Source organism: Pseudomonas sp. 9_2_1, assembly GCF_059295275.1.
In genome coordinates this window covers 4,605,975-4,623,199 of the sequence record NZ_CM181239.1, presented here as the reverse complement: position 1 = coordinate 4,623,199, position 17,225 = coordinate 4,605,975, and the positions used below count along the sequence as shown (strand labels likewise).

At 64.3% G+C, this 17,225-nt stretch carries 19 protein-coding genes and 1 pseudogene; 9 read left to right on the top strand and 11 right to left on the bottom strand.

Annotated elements, in window-relative coordinates; all coding sequences use genetic code 11:
* Window positions 1–2: 2 nt before the first annotated feature.
* Window positions 3–746 carry an outer membrane beta-barrel protein gene (locus AC5O5I_RS21070; protein WP_172228584.1) on the bottom strand — a complete coding sequence of 248 codons (744 nt, stop codon included), beginning with the start codon at window positions 744–746 and terminating at the stop codon, window positions 3–5.
* A 405-nt stretch (window positions 747–1,151) separates the two neighbouring features.
* Here AC5O5I_RS21070 and AC5O5I_RS21065 point away from each other — a divergent pair.
* A pseudogene (locus AC5O5I_RS21065) lies at window positions 1,152–2,231 on the top strand (HAMP domain-containing protein); the annotation flags it as partial.
* Window positions 2,220–3,092 carry a methyl-accepting chemotaxis protein gene (locus tag AC5O5I_RS21060; protein ID WP_372242898.1) on the top strand — a complete coding sequence of 291 codons (873 nt, stop codon included), beginning with the start codon at window positions 2,220–2,222 and terminating at the stop codon, window positions 3,090–3,092. The pseudogene AC5O5I_RS21065 and the gene AC5O5I_RS21060, both read left to right, overlap by 12 nt.
* A 152-nt stretch (window positions 3,093–3,244) precedes the next feature.
* On the opposite strand, the gene AC5O5I_RS21055 is transcribed toward AC5O5I_RS21060, so the two are convergent.
* Window positions 3,245–4,435: a benzoate/H(+) symporter BenE family transporter gene (locus AC5O5I_RS21055; protein WP_172286831.1), complete on the bottom strand. Its 1,191-nt coding sequence runs from the start codon at window positions 4,433–4,435 to the stop codon at window positions 3,245–3,247.
* 177 nt (window positions 4,436–4,612) lie between these two features.
* Here AC5O5I_RS21055 and AC5O5I_RS21050 point away from each other — a divergent pair, with 177 nt between their 5' ends.
* The gene (locus tag AC5O5I_RS21050) at window positions 4,613–5,215 is read left to right on the top strand and encodes a glutathione S-transferase family protein (RefSeq protein ID WP_494511492.1); all 603 of its coding nucleotides are present in this window, start codon (window positions 4,613–4,615) and stop codon (window positions 5,213–5,215) included.
* Between the two features lie 130 nt (window positions 5,216–5,345).
* Here AC5O5I_RS21050 and AC5O5I_RS21045 read toward each other — a convergent pair whose 3' ends face one another.
* The 5 genes from AC5O5I_RS21045 to AC5O5I_RS21025 form a co-directional block, all read right to left on the bottom strand.
* The gene (locus AC5O5I_RS21045) at window positions 5,346–5,717 is read right to left on the bottom strand and encodes a glutaredoxin family protein (RefSeq protein ID WP_172286829.1); all 372 of its coding nucleotides are present in this window, start codon (window positions 5,715–5,717) and stop codon (window positions 5,346–5,348) included.
* 60 nt (window positions 5,718–5,777) lie between these two features.
* Window positions 5,778–6,323, bottom strand: coding sequence for a GTP cyclohydrolase I FolE (folE, locus tag AC5O5I_RS21040; protein ID WP_172228841.1), 546 nt, complete (start codon window positions 6,321–6,323; stop codon window positions 5,778–5,780).
* A 69-nt stretch (window positions 6,324–6,392) separates the two neighbouring features.
* A complete protein-coding gene (locus AC5O5I_RS21035) occupies window positions 6,393–6,953 on the bottom strand; it encodes a Smr/MutS family protein (protein ID WP_172228843.1) in 561 nt (186 codons plus the stop codon).
* Window positions 6,954–7,124: 171 nt separating this feature from the next.
* The gene (locus tag AC5O5I_RS21030; protein ID WP_172286960.1) at window positions 7,125–7,445 is read right to left on the bottom strand and encodes a hypothetical protein; all 321 of its coding nucleotides are present in this window, start codon (window positions 7,443–7,445) and stop codon (window positions 7,125–7,127) included.
* A gap of 85 nt (window positions 7,446–7,530) precedes the next feature.
* Entirely contained in the window at window positions 7,531–8,121 is a 591-nt protein-coding gene (locus tag AC5O5I_RS21025) for a cysteine hydrolase family protein (protein WP_156859403.1), read from the bottom strand.
* Window positions 8,122–8,301: 180 nt separating this feature from the next.
* On the opposite strand from AC5O5I_RS21025, the gene prmB reads away from it, so the two are divergent.
* Complete coding sequence (prmB, locus tag AC5O5I_RS21020; protein ID WP_494511491.1) at window positions 8,302–9,210, top strand: 50S ribosomal protein L3 N(5)-glutamine methyltransferase; 909 nt, start codon at window positions 8,302–8,304, stop codon at window positions 9,208–9,210.
* Between the two features lie 110 nt (window positions 9,211–9,320).
* On the opposite strand, the gene AC5O5I_RS21015 is transcribed toward prmB, so the two are convergent.
* Window positions 9,321–10,103, bottom strand: coding sequence for a hypothetical protein (locus AC5O5I_RS21015; protein WP_494511490.1), 783 nt, complete (start codon window positions 10,101–10,103; stop codon window positions 9,321–9,323).
* A 65-nt stretch (window positions 10,104–10,168) separates the two neighbouring features.
* Window positions 10,169–11,131, bottom strand: coding sequence for an alpha/beta hydrolase (locus tag AC5O5I_RS21010; RefSeq protein WP_172228855.1), 963 nt, complete (start codon window positions 11,129–11,131; stop codon window positions 10,169–10,171).
* Window positions 11,132–11,366: 235 nt separating this feature from the next.
* On the opposite strand from AC5O5I_RS21010, the gene aroC reads away from it, so the two are divergent.
* The 3 genes from aroC (at window position 11,367) to AC5O5I_RS20995 (ending at window position 14,280) form a co-directional block, all read left to right on the top strand.
* Window positions 11,367–12,458 carry a chorismate synthase gene (gene aroC / locus AC5O5I_RS21005; protein WP_172228851.1) on the top strand — a complete coding sequence of 364 codons (1,092 nt, stop codon included), beginning with the start codon at window positions 11,367–11,369 and terminating at the stop codon, window positions 12,456–12,458.
* A gap of 131 nt (window positions 12,459–12,589) precedes the next feature.
* Window positions 12,590–13,744 carry an MFS transporter gene (locus AC5O5I_RS21000; RefSeq protein WP_172286957.1) on the top strand — a complete coding sequence of 385 codons (1,155 nt, stop codon included), beginning with the start codon at window positions 12,590–12,592 and terminating at the stop codon, window positions 13,742–13,744.
* Entirely contained in the window at window positions 13,744–14,280 is a 537-nt protein-coding gene (locus AC5O5I_RS20995; RefSeq protein ID WP_494511489.1) for an oxidase, read from the top strand. The genes AC5O5I_RS21000 and AC5O5I_RS20995 overlap by 1 nt, the downstream gene beginning before the upstream one ends.
* A 125-nt stretch (window positions 14,281–14,405) precedes the next feature.
* Here the strand turns inward: AC5O5I_RS20995 and AC5O5I_RS20990 are convergent, their stop codons facing one another.
* Window positions 14,406–14,678 (bottom strand): DUF3509 domain-containing protein, encoded by a 273-nt coding sequence (locus tag AC5O5I_RS20990; RefSeq protein WP_172230193.1) that lies wholly within the window; start codon window positions 14,676–14,678, stop codon window positions 14,406–14,408.
* A 270-nt stretch (window positions 14,679–14,948) separates the two neighbouring features.
* Here AC5O5I_RS20990 and AC5O5I_RS20985 point away from each other — a divergent pair, with 270 nt between their 5' ends.
* On the top strand, window positions 14,949–15,473 hold the full coding sequence (locus AC5O5I_RS20985; protein ID WP_172230195.1) for an ankyrin repeat domain-containing protein: 525 nt from the start codon (window positions 14,949–14,951) through the stop codon (window positions 15,471–15,473).
* Window positions 15,474–15,532: 59 nt separating this feature from the next.
* Complete coding sequence (locus AC5O5I_RS20980; protein WP_172286956.1) at window positions 15,533–16,063, top strand: hypothetical protein; 531 nt, start codon at window positions 15,533–15,535, stop codon at window positions 16,061–16,063.
* Between the two features lie 123 nt (window positions 16,064–16,186).
* Here AC5O5I_RS20980 and AC5O5I_RS20975 read toward each other — a convergent pair whose 3' ends face one another.
* Window positions 16,187–17,125 carry a ZIP family metal transporter gene (locus AC5O5I_RS20975; RefSeq protein WP_172286955.1) on the bottom strand — a complete coding sequence of 313 codons (939 nt, stop codon included), beginning with the start codon at window positions 17,123–17,125 and terminating at the stop codon, window positions 16,187–16,189.
* Window positions 17,126–17,225: the final 100 nt, after the last annotated feature.

The following is a 17,225-nucleotide window of genomic DNA, read 5'->3' as shown; positions in this document are numbered from 1 at the left end:
GGCTAAAAGCTGATACCCAGTTTCACCCCATATTCATTGCGGGTCTGCTCGTCCGAATCGGTCATCAGGAACTGCCCGTCCAGGTCGTACTCGTAGCGGCTGTAATACAGCGAAGCAAGTACCGGGACGGAACCGTTCTGATTGAACAGCAGGCTAAGTTCGGCAAAGGGGTTGCTGGTATCTTTCAAATCAACGTCTTCGCTACTGATGCCATGTATTTCCAGTTGCGAATCGCCATTGATAACTTGCCGTATACCCGCTTCAAAACGCAGCGTGGCATTGTTGAAGCGGTAGTTGTAACCGGCGGCAATCTTGGCAAACGGGGTGCGGTTGGTGAGGTCGACGTCATAGCGGCTGGTATTGGGTTGCAGGCGGTTCCACTTGTAGCCGCCGCCCAGCAGCACGTCCAGCGAGTGGCGCTCGCTCAGCTCGACGCGCCAGCCCAGGTCCAGGTCGGCCTGGCCGTCCTTGAGCTTCTGGTTATGCTGCTTCGAGTACATGCCGCTGGCTTCTGCGTTGTAGACCAGGCCCGCCTTGGCCGTCATCTTGTTGCCGTAGCTGATGAACACGCCGCCTTCAGGCAGGTGCTCGGTGTCATTGCCGCGGCCATTCAATTCCAGCTCGGTGTAGCTGCCTTGCGCGCCCAGGGTCAATAGCGGCCCTGTGGAAGTGGCGGCGTGGGCAACAGTTGCAATACTGCCGAACAGCAAGGGGGTGACCACTGCAGTAAAAATGGCTCTTTTCATAAAGAACTCCATTGATGCACTACGGGTCCAGAGGGCGGGCCAGTTACGCATCACGATAGCGGTGTTTTTGCCGCGGTAGTGGCTCTTTAATATTTTTTTTGATGCCCCAGATTTGGCGCAAATTAAATGGCGCCAAGGTAACTTCATAAAGAAAGGAACGGAATAAATCGGGACTTGAGTTGCTTCTATTTAATATTGTTCCGGACTTTGTGAAGGATCAGGTTGGGCTAAGCTTGATGGCTTTGTGATGGCACTCGAAAATTCACCAGAAACGACATCAAGGCAGCCAAAAACGACAATACATAGCTATTTGACACTATTCCGGCGCCAAGCCCTTGTTCAGCGGCTGACAACGTTGCCACCCTTGGCCTCTGGATAACCTCACTGGCTGAAAGGGGATCGGCGATGGGCACGAGCAAGCATGGTGTGCTGGCCAACCTGGGCATGGCCCGCAAACTAGGCCTGGGCTTTGCCCTGGTGCTGCTGCTGACCGTGGCGGTGGCGGCCATCGGCATCGCCGCACTGCACAGCGTCGGCCAGCGCTTCGACGGTTTGCGCCAGTTGTCGCAGTTCAATACCGACCTGCTGCGCCTGCGCCAGCATGAGCAGGCCTTTGCCCTGAGCTCGGACATCCACCAGGCCGAGGCTTTGCGCACTGGGCTGCAGGGCCTGGCCGAGCGCGCCCGCAGCTTGCCGGCGCTGGCGGCGGCCGAAACCGAGCTGGCGGCTTACGGCCAGGCATTCGAGGCGTTTGTCGAGGCGGTGCAAGCCAAGGAGCTGGCGCTGGACACGGCCAGCTGGTCGGTGTCCAGTGTCGCCAACAACCTGGATGTGCTGCAGGCCGGGCTGGCCGATGACGGCGTGTATACCCTCAAGCAGTCCCAGGGCCAGCAGGGTGGCGAGTTTCTGGAGCAGGCCGCGCAGGTGGCGCAGGTTTCGCGCTTGATGCTGCAGGCCATGGACGAAGCACGGGTGCGCCTGGAAAAAAGCCGCAAAGGCGAAGAGGGCGCTGGCCAGCAACGCATCGCCCAGACAGTGGAGGCGGCCAGCCTGGTCGGCCAGCTGCAGGGCGCGGTGGGTGATGCCGGCTACCAGAGCGTGCTGGGCGAAGTGGCCGGGCACATTGGCAGCTTCTCGGAAAAACTCAATGAATACACTGACCAGCTGGCCCGTGAGCAAGGGCTGAAGGCGCAGTTGCAGGCCACTGCCGAGCAGGTGACTGGCCGTGTCGATCAGGCCTTCCGGGTGCAGCAGCAGGCCCTGCAGGCTGAGTTGCAGCGCAATGCCGTGGCCATCGCCCTGGCCACCGGCCTGGCGCTGCTGGTAGGCGTGCTGGCGGCCTGGCTGATCACCCGCGCCGTGGTCGGCCCGCTCAAGCAGGTGATCGCCCGCGCGCAGCGCATTGCCGCCGGCGAGCTGGGCTTTGCTGCCCAGGCCCCGCGCCGTGACGAAGTGGGGCAGCTGCTGCAGGCCATGCAGCAGATGGCGGTGGGCCTGTCGGGCATGGTCAGCGGCTTGCAGCAGGGTATCGAGCAACTGGCGGGCAACGCCCAGGCCTTGTCGGCGGTGACCGAGCAGACCAACCGTGAGGTCGGCAGCCAGAAGGAAGAAACCGAACAGGTGGCCACCGCCATGCAGCAGATGACCGCCACCGTGCACGATGTGGCGCGCAATGCCGAACAGGCGGCGCAGGCGGCCCAGGCGGCGGACGACAAGGTCGGTTCCGGCCAGCAGGTGGTGCGCCAGAGCATGCAGCGCATCGAACAGCTGGCGGCGGCGGCGGAAACCGCCAGCGCCGGCATCGATAGCCTCAGTGCCGAGATCCACACCATTGGCGACGTGCTGGCGGTGATCAAGAGCGTGGCCGAGCAGACCAACCTGCTGGCGCTGAATGCCGCCATCGAAGCCGCCCGGGCCGGCGAGCAGGGCCGTGGCTTTGCCGTGGTGGCCGATGAGGTGCGCGCGCTGGCGCGGCGTACCCGGCAGTCCACCGAACAGATCGAGGCCTTGGTTGCCAGCTTGCGCGGCAATGCCCAGCAATCGGTGGCGCAGATTCGCGGCAGTACCGAGCTGGTGCGCCTGGCGGTGGCGGATGCGTTGCACACGGAGAGTGCGCTGGGCAGCATTGCGGCGGCGGTGTCATTGATTCAGCAGATGAACCAGCAGATTGCGGCGGCCGCCGAGCAGCAGAGTTCGGTGGCCGAAGAGATCAGCCGCAGTGTCACGCAGATCCGCGGCAGTGCGGACCAGGCGGCGCTGGCGATGCAGGACAATGCCCGGTCGAGTATCGAGCTGGCGCAGCTGGGTACCGACCTGAAGGGGATGGTGGGGCATTTCCGGTTGTGATGCTGGCGGTTTTTGGGTTGCCTGTGCTGGCCTCTTCGCGGGTGAACCCACTCCCACAGGGATATCACTGTCCACCACAGGCTTCAGACCTTGTGATTACTCTGTGGGAGCGGGTTCACCCGCGAATAGGCCGGCACAGGCAATAAAAACCCTCAGGCCTTGCGGGGGTTAAGGATCACCAACGCCAACACCCCAGCCACGATCCCCCAGAACGCCGAGCCGATCGAGAACAGGGTCAGCCCCGAAGCCGTGACCATGAAGGTAATCACCGCCGCCTCACGCTCACGCGCTTCGCTCATGGCCACGGTCAGCCCGTTCATGATCGAGCCAAATAGCGCCAGCGCCGCAATCGACAGCACCAGCTCTTTCGGCAATGCGGCAAACAGCGCCGCCAGCGTCGCCCCGAACACCCCGGCAATGCCGTAGAAAATCCCGCACCACACCGCAGCGGTGTAGCGTTTGCTCGGGTCTTCATGGGCATGCGGCCCGGTGCAGATCGCCGCACTGATGGCCGCCAGGTTGACCCCGTGCGAGCCAAACGGCGCCAGCAGCAGCGAGGCAAAGCCGGTGGCCGAAATCAACGGCGAGGCCGGCACCTGGTAGCCGTCGGCGCGCAGCACGGCCACGCCGGGCATGTTCTGCGAGGTCATGGCCACCACGAACAGCGGAATGCCAATGCTGATAGTGGCTGCCAAAGAAAAGCTCGGCGTGGTCCACACCGGCTTGGCCACCTCCAGATGGAAGCCGCTGAAGTCCAGCAAGCCCAGCGCGCCAGACAACGCCGTGCCCACCAGCAGCGCCGCCAGTACGCAATAGCGCGGCGACAGGCGCTTGACCAGCAGGTAGCTGAAGAACATGCCCAGTACCAGCAAGGTGCGGTGCTGCGCGGCGACGAAGATCTCGCTGCCGATCTTGAACAGGATGCCGGCCAGCAGCGCCGACGCCAACGAGGCCGGAATGCGCTTGACCAGCCGCTCGAAACTGCCGGTCAGGCCGCACACCAGCACCAGCAGGGCGCAGGTGATGTACGCACCAATCGCTTCGCCATAGCTGACCCCGCCCAGGCTGGTGATCAGCAAGGCGGCGCCGGGGGTGGACCAGGCAATGGTGATGGGCGTGCGGTAGCGCAGCGACAGGCCGATGCTGCACACCGCCATGCCGATCGACAGCGCCCAGATCCATGACGAGATCTGCGCAGTGGTCAGCCCGGCGGCCTGGCCGGCCTGGAACATCAGCACCAGTGAGCTGGTATAGCCGGTCAGCATGGCGATAAAACCGGCGACAACCGCCGACGGGGAGGTATCTGCCAGGGGCCGCAGGCGTGCGGAAGTGGCATCGGTCATGAACAAAATCCTTGTAAAGGTGTAAGCAGTTTTTTCAGACTACAGCGCGAAAGGTTGATCCTTGCCATACAGCGGCCATTGCTTTTAGCCGTACAGTCGCCAACTATTGGGCGGGATTACACAACTGCACAGGTTGGCGCCCGACATGGGCATTTCTGTTTCACAGGGGGAGGGGCGATGTACAAGGTTTATGGCGATTACCAGTCGGGCAACTGCTACAAGGTCAAGTTGATGCTGAGCCTGCTGGGCAAGCCCTATCAATGGCACCCGGTGGACATCCTCAAGGGCCAGACCGAAACGCCCGAGTTCCTGGCCATGAACCCCAACGGCAAGGTGCCGGTGCTGGAGCTTGAAGACGGCAGCTACCTGTGGGAGTCCAATGCCATCCTCAACTACCTGGCCGATGGCAGTGCGTTCCTGCCCAGCGAGCCGCGCCTGCGCACTCAGGTTTTGCAATGGCAGTTCTTCGAGCAGTACAGCCATGAGCCGTACATTGCCGTGGCGCGCTTCATCCAGTTTTACCTGGGCCTGCCGGATGACCGCGTAGAGGAATACCGCAAGCTGCACAAGGGCGGCTACAAGGCGCTGAAGGTGATGGAGCGGCAGCTGCAGATGACCCCGTACCTGGTGGGTGAGCAGTATTCGATTGCCGATGTGGCGTTGTATGCCTATACCCATGTGGCGCAGCAGGGCGGGTTCGACCTGGCCGACTACCCGGCGGTACGGGCCTGGCTGGAGCGCGTCGCCAGCCACCCGCGGCATGTGCCGATGGTGGGCTGACCTTCAGCCTGTACCGGCCCTATCGCCGGCAAGCCAGCTCCCACAGGTAATCCACAATGCCTGGGCCTGTGGTAAACCTGTGGGAGCTGGCTTGCCGGCGATAGGGCCCGGACAGGAGAGCTACAAGCTGTCAGATGGCAGCAAACCGCTCATCCAGGTAGGCAATGATGGCCTTGGACTCATACATCCAGGTCACCTTGCCGGCCTCTTCAATGCGCAGGCACGGCACTTTCACCCGCCCGCCACCTTCCTGCAGGGCCTGGCGGTGCACCGGGTCGTTCTTGGCATCGCGCAGCGCCAACGGCACGTTCAGGCGGTGCAGGGTGCGGCGGGTCTTGACGCAGAACGGGCAGGCATGGAACTGGTACAGCGCCAGGCCCTTGGCCGCTTGCTCGACGCGGGCCTGGGCCGCGGCGTCGCGCTTGCGCTTGGCCGGGCGGCTGACCCAGTCACCGAACACGATGAGCTGGCCGAGGCCAACCCGCAGGGCTTTGACGATCATGGGCAACTCCTGAAATGCAAAAGGCCGACCCGGCAGGGTCGGCCTGGTGTCAGCGACCGATCACTTGATCAGGCTGAGGAACTCGCTGCGGGTGGCGGCGTTATCGCGGAACTCGCCCAGCATCACCGAAGTGATCATGCTCGAATTCTGCTTTTCCACACCGCGCATCATCATGCACATGTGCTTGGCTTCGACAACCACGGCCACGCCTGCGGCGCCGGTGACCTGCTGCACGGCTTCGGCGATCTGGCGGCTGAGGTTTTCCTGGATCTGCAGGCGGCGGGCGTACATGTCGACGATGCGCGCCACCTTCGACAGGCCCAGCACCTTGCCCTTGGGCAGGTAGGCCACGTGGGCCTTGCCGATGAAGGGCAGCATGTGGTGTTCGCACATCGAATACAGCTCGATGTCCCGGACCAGCACCATTTCGCTGTTGTCAGAGCTGAACAGCGCGTTGTTGGTGACTTCTTCCAGGGTTTGCTCATAACCGCGGCAAAGGTACTTCATCGCCTTTGCAGCCCGCTTGGGCGTGTCGAGCAGGCCCTCACGGGAGACGTCCTCGCCAATCTGGCTGAGGATCTCGGTGTAGTTCTGTTCCAGGGACATGGATCTACCTGTTGGAAAAATCGCAAAAACGAAGGGTACGGCGGCAACGGCGGCGCTGCAAGCGCGGCGTTACTCGTCGCGGCCTTCGAGCATGGTTCGCTTGAGCATCACATACACCGCGCCAGTGCCGCCGTGGCGGGCGCTGCACGAGGCAAAACCGAGCACCTGCTGGTGCTGGCGCAGCCAGGTGTTGACGTGGCTCTTGATCATCGGGCGCTTACCGTCCAGGCGTGCGGCCTTGCCGTGGGTCACGCGCACGCAGCGCACTTCCAGCTTGGTGGCTTCGGCGATGAAGTCCCACAGCGTCTCGCGAGCCTTTTCCACGGTCATGCCGTGCAGGTCGAGGCTGCCTTCGAACGGGATCTGGCCCAGCTTGAGCTTGCGCAACTGGCCTTCCTGCACGCCGTCGCGGCGCCACATCAGCTCGTCTTCGGCGCCAACGTCGATGACGAACTGGTCGGACATGCCGTCGATCACCAGGGCTTTGTCACTGCGCACGGTCGCCGCCTGGCGCAGGCCGGCCAGCTGGGTGCGGTCGGCCTTGGGCTTGCCGACTTCGGCGCGGTCGTGCCGGATCGGTTTGACACCGCGCACTTCGGCCTTGAACAGGGAAAAATCGTCGTCTTGCATGATGCCTCCACGTGGGCGGCGTAGTTTACGCGACTGTGGGGCCTTCTGCAGCCTGTGCCGGCCTCTTCGCGGGTAAACCCGCTCCCACAGGATCGCTACAGGCCCGGGCAATCCGACATCCCTGTGGGAGCGGGTTCACCCGCGAAGAGGCCCGCAAAGGCTATACACACATCAATCGTGTTTTTTCATCAGGTGCGGCGACAGGTTCAATTCCCGCCCCCGGCGCAAGCGAATGCGGCTGCGCCGCCAAAAGCGTACCCCCAGCCACAACAGCAGCAAGCCCGCCCCGGCCAGGATGCCGGCCAGCGGTTTGTTGGCGTTGAGTTCCGCCAGCGCAGGGTAGTTGCCCAGCAGGCCGGCAACCCCGGCCATTGCCAGCAGCACGCCAAGTGTCGCCAGCAGGGCCGACAGCCCAGCCGCCAGGCGAGCGCCCCAGTTACGCGGTTCGCGCGGGCGCAGGCGCTTGGCGTCAAAACTGCCTTTGAGCTTCATTCCGCTCTCCTCTGTGGATATCCGGAATTCGACCTGCTGCCGCCCATCGGGTTCCGCCCGGCTGCCGGGCGGTCGTGCCCGCCGTTCAGATCAGGCTGGCGGTGGGGGCCACGCAAGCGAAGTTGTCGGCCATCACGGCCATTTCGCATTGGTGGATCTGTGCGGCCGGAATCACCCCGTCCTTGAAGGCCAGGTCACGGGTGGCCGAGGCGTCTTCCACCAGGGTGCACCGATAACCATAGTCCTTGGCGCGGCGCACGGTGGTGCTGACGCTGGAATGGCTCATGAAACCGCAGACAATCAGGTCCAGGTGCCCCAGCGCCTGCAAGGTTTCGTGCAGCTGGGTGTTCTTGAAGGCGTTGGGCATGCGTTTTTCGATGACGGTTTCGCCTTCCAGGGGCTCCAGCCCCGGGATGAACTGGCCGGCCGGGCCTTGGGGGTCGAAGCGGCCACCAACGGTGCCCAGGTGGCGAACATGGATGATCGGACGGCCGCTCTTGCGCGCGGCGTCGAGCAACCTGGCGATGTTGGCCACGGCCTCGTCCATGCCCGACAGCTGCAGGGGCCCACTGAGGTACTCCTTTTGCGCATCGATGATGATCAGGCTGGCGTGGCTCAGCTTGGCCGGCGGGTAGTCGCGGCCAGTGAGGCGGAACATCGTGGTTGGAACGGACATCAATGGCTCCTTGAGCAGGGCTTTTGTACACCTATTCTCCCTTGCATTGGCGCCAATGGGAATGGTTGACAACGCAAGCGGCGTAGTTACTGGCTTGTGGCTAGCCTGGGGGCGATCCGGGGGAACAAATGTACGGCCTGGGCTGTTAGACTTTTGTACGGTCTGAAATAGGAGTACCCCGTGATCACATCCCGTCTGCGCACGCTGCGCGACTACATCCGCTGGGCGGTCAGCCGCTTCCACGAGCATGATCTGTTCTTCGGCCACGGTGCCGACAACGCCTGGGACGAGGCCCGCCTGCTGGTGCTGGGCGCGGTGCACCTGCCGTGGGAAGTGGCCGACAGCTACCTGGACTGCATGCTCGAGGACGACGAGCGGGTACGCCTGCAGCACCTGCTGAAACGCCGGATCGAAGAGCGCGTGCCGGCCGCCTACCTGCTGGGCGAGGCCTGGTTCTGCGGCATGTCGTTCATCGTTGACGAACGGGTGCTGGTGCCGCGTTCGCCGATTGGCCAGTTGATCGAAAAGCGCTTCGAGCCGTGGCTGGCCAGCGAACCGGCGCGCATCCTCGACCTGTGCACCGGCTCGGGTTGCATCGGCATCGTCGCCGCCGACGTGTTCCCCGAGGCCGAGGTGGTGCTGGCCGACCTGTCGTTCCAGGCCCTTGAAGTGGCCAACCAGAACATCGAACGGCATGGCCTGGACGGCCGTGTGTTCACCGTGCAAGGTGACGGCTTTAGCGGCTTGCCGGGGCAGCGTTTCGACCTGATCCTGTCCAACCCGCCGTATGTCGATGCCGAAGACTTCGACGACATGCCGGCCGAATACCACCACGAGCCCGAGCTGGGCCTGGCCTGTGGCAATGATGGCCTGGACCTGGTGCGGCGCATGCTGGCCGAGGCGGCAGACCACCTGACCGACAAGGGCTTGCTGATTGTCGAAGTGGGCAACAGCCAGGTGCATGTCGAGGCGCTGTACCCTGAGGTGGACTTCACCTGGCTGGAGTTCGAGCGCGGGGGGCATGGCGTGTTCATGCTGACCGCCGAGCAGTGCCGCCAGCATCAGGAACTGTTCAAAGCCCGGGTCTGACCTGCAGGGCCTCTTCGCGGGTGAACCCGCTCCTACAAGGCCATCACTGGCCTCGGGCCCGGTGCTATCCCTGTAGGAGCGGGTTTACCCGCGAAGCAGGCAACGCGGTCTCAGCGGGTAGCAATCCAGATCAGCAGCCCCGCCTGAAACACCGCAAATGCCACCAGGCAGGTGATGGTAAAGCGCAACCCGCTGTCTTCCCGGTGGTACTTGGCCACCCGCTCATCGCGCTCGCGCAATTGCGCTTCCTTCTCCAGCAATAGCTGGTCAGCCTGCTGCAGCAGGTTGGCGGCATCCAGAATGTCCACCCGCTGCAGGCGCTCGTTGCTCCAGGCCGCTTTCAGCTGGCCCACGGGCATGTCCACGGTGCGGCCCTTCAGGTGCTGGCTGTCTTCGTACTCCACGGCGATACCCACCCCGCGCAAGCAGTGGTCACGGCGCAGGCGCGAGTCTTCGCTCAGCGCATCCTTGCTCGGCAGCGCCATGCCCTCGACCCGGTAATGCGACCAGCGGCGTTGCAGCCACTGCGCAGCCTGGGCCAGCAGGAAGCGGCCGATGCCCCGGTTGACGGGCTCCAGTTGCAGGCCATGCTCGCTGCCGATACGCACCAGATGCTCGGCATGGTCGACGCGGATGTCCAGGCGGTTCTGCTCTTTGTGCACCTTCTGCCCGGGCAGCTGGATCTCCATGCGCAGCAGGCTGTGCGCCTTGTCATGGCGCTCGGCATAGCCGAACTGCACAAAGCGCAGCGGCCGCGCGCCGGTGCTGCGGTCGGTGGGCAGGGCGGCCAGGCGCAGCAGCTGGAAGTGTTCCGGGGCCAGGTCGGCCCAGGGCAGGGCAGGGGGTTGCTGGGCCTCTTCGGCCGGCTCTACGGCGGCGGGTGTGGTTGTCATCGGGGCTTGTCCTCGGCTATGCCTGCTGTATCGGCAGGCTTGCCAAGGACCTGAGCCTGTTCAGCTCACGCCGAAGGCAAATGCTGGATGAACGTCACAATCCGCTCACCCAGTTCCTGCGCCAGCGGTAGCTCGGGGTTGAGGTAGCTGTCGCGCTGCTGGCTCATGCCCTTGGGGCTGATGCGCAGCATGTGGTTCATGCCGTCGATCAACACCAGCTGCGCATCCGGCTTGGCGGCCTTCAGCCGTTGGGCATCGACCACGTCCACCTGCACGTCGTTGCGCCCCTGCACGATCAGCGCGGGCATGGGCAGGCGGGCAAAGGCTGCAGCCGGGTTTTGCCGGAACAGCGAAATCAGGTACGGCTGCACACTGGGGCGAAACACCTGGCGCAGCGGCGCCGGCACTTCCAGGCTGGTCTGCCCGGCCTGCAGGCGGTCGAGCAGGGCGCTGCCACCGGCCAGCTGCGCCGGCGGCAGGCGTTGTGCCAGCTGCTCGCGCAGCACATCGGCCAGCGGGCGGCCGCTGCCGGCCAGGGTGATCACGGCGCTGGCGCCGGCCCGCTCGGCGGCCAGGCTGGCGATCAGTGCGCCTTCGCTGTGGCCGATCAATATCAGCGGGCCAAAGCGCGGGTCGGCCTTGAGCTTGTGGCTCCAGGCGACCACATCGGCCACGTAGCGCTCCACGCTGAGGTCACGCTCGTCGGGCGTGGCCGGCTGGCTGGCAGCCACACCGCGCTTGTCGTAGCGCACGCTGGCGATATGCTCGTTGGCCAGCAGCAGGGCCAGGCGCTTGAGGTTGTCTACCCTGCCTGAAGCCGGGTTGTTGCCGTTGCGGTCGGTGGGGCCGGAGCCGGCGATGATCAGCACCACCGGTGGCGGGGTGGCCTGTTGCGGCAACAGCAGGCTGCCGTGCAGCACGCCCTGGCCGGTGTCCAGGTCAATCGGGCGTTGCAGCACGGTGGGGGCGGCGGCCTGGGCCAGGCCGGAGCACAACAGCAGGAACAAGGCGACGAGGCGCGACATCAGGCGGTACTACATGGGGAGATGAGGGTTTGACCCAATGTCTGCGGGAAGGTTCTCGGGCTTTGTATGGGGGTTCGGCCTCATCGCCGGCAAGCCAGCTCCCACAGGGAATCCACAATGCCTGGGCCTGTGGTAAACCTGTGGGAGCCTGCTTGCCGGCGATAGGGCCAGTACAGACAACCAATCCATCTGTATACTGCCGCTTTCGTCCATTTCAGGCTGATCTCGCGGAGCGTCCATGTCCGGCAATACCTACGGCAAGCTGTTCACTGTCACCACCGCTGGCGAAAGCCATGGCCCGGCGTTGGTCGCCATTGTCGATGGGTGCCCACCCGGCCTGGAAATTTCCCTCGCCGACCTGCAGCACGACCTGGACCGGCGCAAGCCCGGCACCAGCCGGCACACCACCCAGCGCCAGGAAGCCGACGAGGTGGAAATCCTCTCCGGCGTGTTCGAAGGCCGTACCACGGGCTGCTCGATCGGCCTGCTGATCCGCAACACCGACCAGAAGTCCAAGGACTACTCGGCGATCAAGGACCTGTTCCGCCCGGCCCACGCCGATTACACCTACCACCACAAGTACGGCATCCGCGACTACCGCGGCGGCGGCCGCAGCTCGGCCCGCGAAACCGCCATGCGCGTGGCCGCCGGTGCCATCGCCAAGAAGTACCTGGCCACCCAGGGCATCACCGTGCGCGGCTACATGAGCCAGCTGGGCCCGATCGAAATCCCGTTCAAGACCTGGGAATCGGTGGAGCACAACGCCTTCTTCAGCCCCGACCCCGACAAGGTGCCGGAGCTGGAGGCCTACATGGACCAGCTGCGCCGTGACCAGGACTCGGTAGGCGCCAGAATCACCGTGGTCGCCGAGGGCGTGATGCCGGGCCTGGGCGAGCCGATCTTCGACCGCCTCGACGCAGAGCTGGCCCACGCGCTGATGAGCATCAACGCCGTCAAGGGCGTGGAAATCGGCGCCGGCTTTGCCAGCGTTGCCCAGCGCGGTACCGAACACCGTGACGAGCTCACCCCCGAAGGCTTCCTCAGCAACAACGCTGGCGGCATCCTCGGTGGCATCTCTTCGGGTCAGCCGATCGTGGCGCACCTGGCGCTGAAACCGACCTCCAGCATCACCACCCCGGGCCGCTCCATCGACGTTGACGGCAATCCGGTGGATGTCATCACCAAAGGCCGCCACGACCCTTGCGTGGGCATTCGTGCCACACCGATCGCCGAGGCAATGATGGCCATTGCGCTGATGGACCACCTGCTGCGCCACCGTGCGCAGAATGCCGATGTGCGCGTGAATACCCCGGTGCTGGGCCAGCGCTGATTCCCCTGCACCGGCCCTATCGCCGGCAAGCCAGGTCCCACAGGTACCCCACAGTCTTCAGGTATGAGGTGATCCTGTGGGAGCTGGCTTGCCGGCGATAGGGCCGGCCCAGGTTCCCACAAGGCCACCCCATGCAACCCATCCCCTACTGGCGCCTGTCCACTTTCTACCTGTTCTACTTCGCCCTGCTCGGCTCCACCGCCCCGTTCCTGGCGCTGTACTTCGACCACCTGGGCTTTTCCCCGGCGCGCATCGGCGAGCTGGTGGCCATCCCCATGCTGATGCGCTGCGTGGCGCCCAACCTGTGGGGCTGGCTGGGCGATCGCAGCGGCCAGCGCCTGCTGATCGTGCGCCTGGGGGCGTTGGCGACCCTGGCGAGCTTCGCCCTGATCTTCTTCGGCAAAAGCTACGCCTGGCTGGCATTGGTCATGGCCCTGCACGCGTTCTTCTGGCATGCCGTGCTGCCGCAGTTCGAGGTGATAACCCTGGCGCACCTGCACGGGCAGACCGCGCGTTACAGCCAGGTGCGGTTGTGGGGCTCGATCGGCTTCATCCTCACCGTGGTGGGGCTGGGCCGGCTGTTCGAATGGCTGAGCCTGGATATCTACCCGGTAGCGCTGGTGACCATCATGGCGGGCATCGTCGCGGCCAGCCTGTGGGTGCCCAATGCCCAGCCGGTGGAGCAGGGCGAGCGCCGCAGCGCGGGTGGTTTCCTGCAGCAGCTGCGCGCCCCGGGGGTGATCGCATTCTATGCCTGCGTGGCGCTGATGCAGCTCAGCCACGGGCCGTACTACACCTTCCTCACGCTGCACCTGGAGCACCTGGGCTACAGCCGGGGTGCCATCGGCTTGCTGTGGGCGCTGGGGGTGGTGGCCGAAGTGCTGATGTTCATGCTCATGAGCCGCCTGTTCGCCCGCTTCAGCGTGCAACGGGTGCTGCTGGTCAGCTTCCTGCTGGCGGCTGTGCGCTGGTTGCTGCTGGGTAACCTGGCGGACGAGCCGACAGTACTGATATTCGCCCAGTTGCTGCACGCGGCCACGTTCGGTTGCTTCCATGCCGCCTGCATTGCCTTCGTCCAGGCCAGCTTCGGTGCCCGCCAGCAGGGCCAGGGCCAGGCGCTGTACGCCGCGCTGTCGGGTACCGGCGGCGCTTTGGGCGCCTTGTATTCGGGCTACAGCTGGAAGCTGCTGGGGCCCGCCTTCACCTTTGGTATGGCCAGTGCCGCAGCCTTGGCTGCAGCCGTTATCATGGCCCTTTGTTCGCAACCTGCCAGGACCCGCCCCTGATGAGCATTCTCAGCGTTTTCCACCCCGCCAGCCCGGAACTGCCGAACAAGGTGCTGACCCACCATGATGACATTGCCGCCACCCTGGCCGAGCAGGGCGTGCATTTTGCGCATGCCGAACACGGCCTGCGGGTGCGCCCGGGTTCGGCCCGGGACGAGGTACTGGATGCCTGCCGAGGGTACCTGGACCAGCTGATGACGGCGCATGGCTGCAAGGCCTTCGTGCTGCTCAACCGTGATGGGGAAGACCCGGCGCAGGTGGATGTGCGCGATGAGCATGTGCACGACAGCGACGAGGTATTTGCAGTTGTCAGCGGGCGCGCACAAGTTGGCCTGCGGCTTGCTGGAGGGGTGTACTCGGTGCTGTGCGAGAAGGGAGACCAACTGCTGGTCCCGGCGGGGACCCGGCGCTGGGTGGAGCTGGGTGATACGCCGTTTTGCCTCGCGGTGCGCGTGTTTGGCAGCGAGCAGGGCGTGGAACCGCGGTTTACCGGAGATCTGACTGCACGGGCATTCCCGGGGATTGACGAGCTGTAGTGGCCTCGCGGGACTCTTCTCGGGTAAACCCGCTCCCACATTGATTGACCGCGAACCCTGAGGGTTACGCGATCAGTGTGGGAGCGGGTTCACCTGCGAAGAGGCCCGTGATACCACCACAAAAATCAACGATAGGTCGGCAGGGCAAACCGCTGTTGGCTCTGCAGCATGGTAATCACCGGCAATTCACTGGCCTGCTCAGCCAGATCGCGGCGAATGGCGCTGATCGCCCAGGACAGCTGTTCGGCGCTGTGCAGTTGTCCGTAGGTCAGCACCCGGCGGGTCACCTTGCCATCGGCAGCACGCAAGGTCAGCAGCACGCCGCCATCGGGGCGGGGCTGGGTATTGACCTGATAAGCCGAGAATACCGAAACGAACTTTTCCTGGATGAGGTCCATATCAACTCCTGACAAAGGTGGTGTGGCAATCGTGATGAAGTAGATTGCAGTGACCGTGCCAGAAATTGATTTGCAGAAAAGTCCTTTTAAATCAGTGATTTATAAAGATTTTTCAGAGGGGTTACCGTGCATCCTGCAAGGTCGTGCAATTTGCACAGTGCATTTTGCACGGCCCGGCTTGTGCCTATCGGCTCGATAGAAACTGAACCTTTGACCCAAAGCGTGAGCCTGACAAACACTTAGGCACCGATTTCTGCCAGGAGGTTCCCGATGTCCAGCCAAACCGCGCCCGCCACCATGACTGCCGATGAAACCGCTGCCTTCGCCGAACAGGTGTTCGACACTGCCCGCCACGGCGATGCCGAAATGCTCGCGCGCCTGCTTGCCAGCGGCCTGCCGGCCAACCTGCGCAACCACAAGGGCGACACCCTGCTGATGCTGGCCAGCTACCATGGCCACCATGACGCGGTGCGCGTGCTGCTGGCGCAGGGTGCCGACCCGCTGATCGCCAATGACAACGGGCAACTACCCATCGCCGGCGCCGCCTTCAAAGGCGACCTGGCCATGATCCGCCTGCTGCTGGAGCATGGCGTGCCAGTGGACGCCTGCGCGCAGGACGGGCGCACCGCGCTGATGCTGGCGGCCATGTTCAATCGCAGCGACATCCTCGACTATCTGCTGGCACAAGGCGCCGACCCGGCCCACCAGGACGCCCGCGGTGCCACCGCCCTGATGGCGGCGCAGACCATGGGTGCCGTGGACGCCACGGCGCGCCTGCAGGCGCTGGCCGGCTAACAGCAAAGGGGCTTTTGCGGCTATCCTTGGCGACTTTTCACCCGTCGCAGGCCCCTTTCATGAAAACTCAGTTGCTCGAATTCATCAGCCTCATCGGCGCTGGCTGCATGCTCGAGGCAGACATCGAGCGCATTGCCGACGAGGCCGCCCAGGCCTACGCCGACCCGGCCGCCTTCCTGGCCGCCAACCCTGACATCAATTACGACGACAGCTTCCCCATGCCGCTGGGCGAATGGGTGGTGCTGGGCAGCCTGCCGGACACCGTGGTGTTCCAGGCTGACAGCTACCAGGACCTGTTCCAGCAGATCAGCGATTCATTCGACAACAGCGTGCCGTTCACCCTCAAGCCCAAGCAGCTGGCCCGTACCGAGCCGCTGACTGCACTTAACCGCATCCAGGTGCAGATGGGCGCGCTGAACAAAGAGGCCGGCGGTTATGTGCTGTTGAATTTCAGCCAGTTGCTGGATGACGAGCTGCAGATGGTAATGGTGGGGCAGCATGACCTGGCGCGGGTCCAGGCGCTTGGGGCCGAAGTGGGCATCAAGGTCGAGCCGGCCCTGGAAGCCCTGAAAGTGGCTGTCCACGTCTGATTTCGGCGTTTGCATCTTCGCGGGCTCGCCCGCTCCCCCAGGATCATCACTGGACCCAATTGCAGTGGAACACCTGTGGGAGCGGGTTCACCCGCAAATAGGCCGGTTCAGGTAACTTCAAGTTCAGCCCAGCGCGGTATCCAGAAACATCATCACCGCAAACCCGCCCATCAACCCCAGGGTCGCCGCTGTCTGGTGCCCGTTCCGGTGGGTTTCGGGTATCACCTCGTGGCTGACCACAAAGATCATTGCCCCCGCCGCCAGCCCCATGCTGATCGGGTAGGCCAGGGCAAAGCCGGTGGAAATCCCCAGGCCGATCACCGCACCCAGCGGCTCCATCAGCCCCGACCCGACCGCCACCAGAGCCGCCTTCATGTTCGACAGCCCGGTTGCCCGCAAGGCCAGGGCCACGGCCAGCCCTTCGGGGATGTCCTGGATGGCGATGGCGGTAGTCAGCGGCAGGCCGATGTTCATGTCGCCGTTGGTAAAGCTCACGCCAATGGCCATGCCCTCTGGCAGGTTGTGCAGGGTGATTGCCAGCACGAACAGCCACACCCGACTGAACCGCTCGGTTTCCGGCCCGACCACACCGACGGTTTGATGCTCGTGCGGGGTAAAGCGGTCCAGGCCCAGCATCAGCAGCACACCCAGCCCCATGCCCAGCACCACGGTGAAGGCCGCGGCGGGCCCGCTGCCGGTGATGTCCCGGGCGGCGTCCAGTCCCGGCAGAATCAGCGAAAATGAGCTGGCCGCCAGCATCATGCCGGCGGCAAAGCCCAGCATCACATCCTGGTTGCGCGTGCTGACATCACGCAGCACCACGGCCAGTACCGCGCCCAGGGCGGTGGCGCCGAAGCCGGCAAACCCGCCCAGCGCCGCCAGGTGCAGGTTTTCGGCATGGTCGCCATGAATGGCATTCCACAGGCTCGCCGCCAGCAGCGCCAGCACGGCCAGCAGGCTCAACGCCAGGCCGGCGCCCACCCACGGGCTGCTGGCTATCTGTTGCCGCCAGGCACTGAGGGGGGAGGGCGGGGCGGCGCTGTGACTCTGGGCTGGGGGCATGTGAACCTCGGATTCGGCGTATAAGGCAGTTTATGCAGTGACCGGCCCGCATTGCCAAGGTTTCCCCTCTATCGACGTGATAGCTGGCTATGCTGTGCAG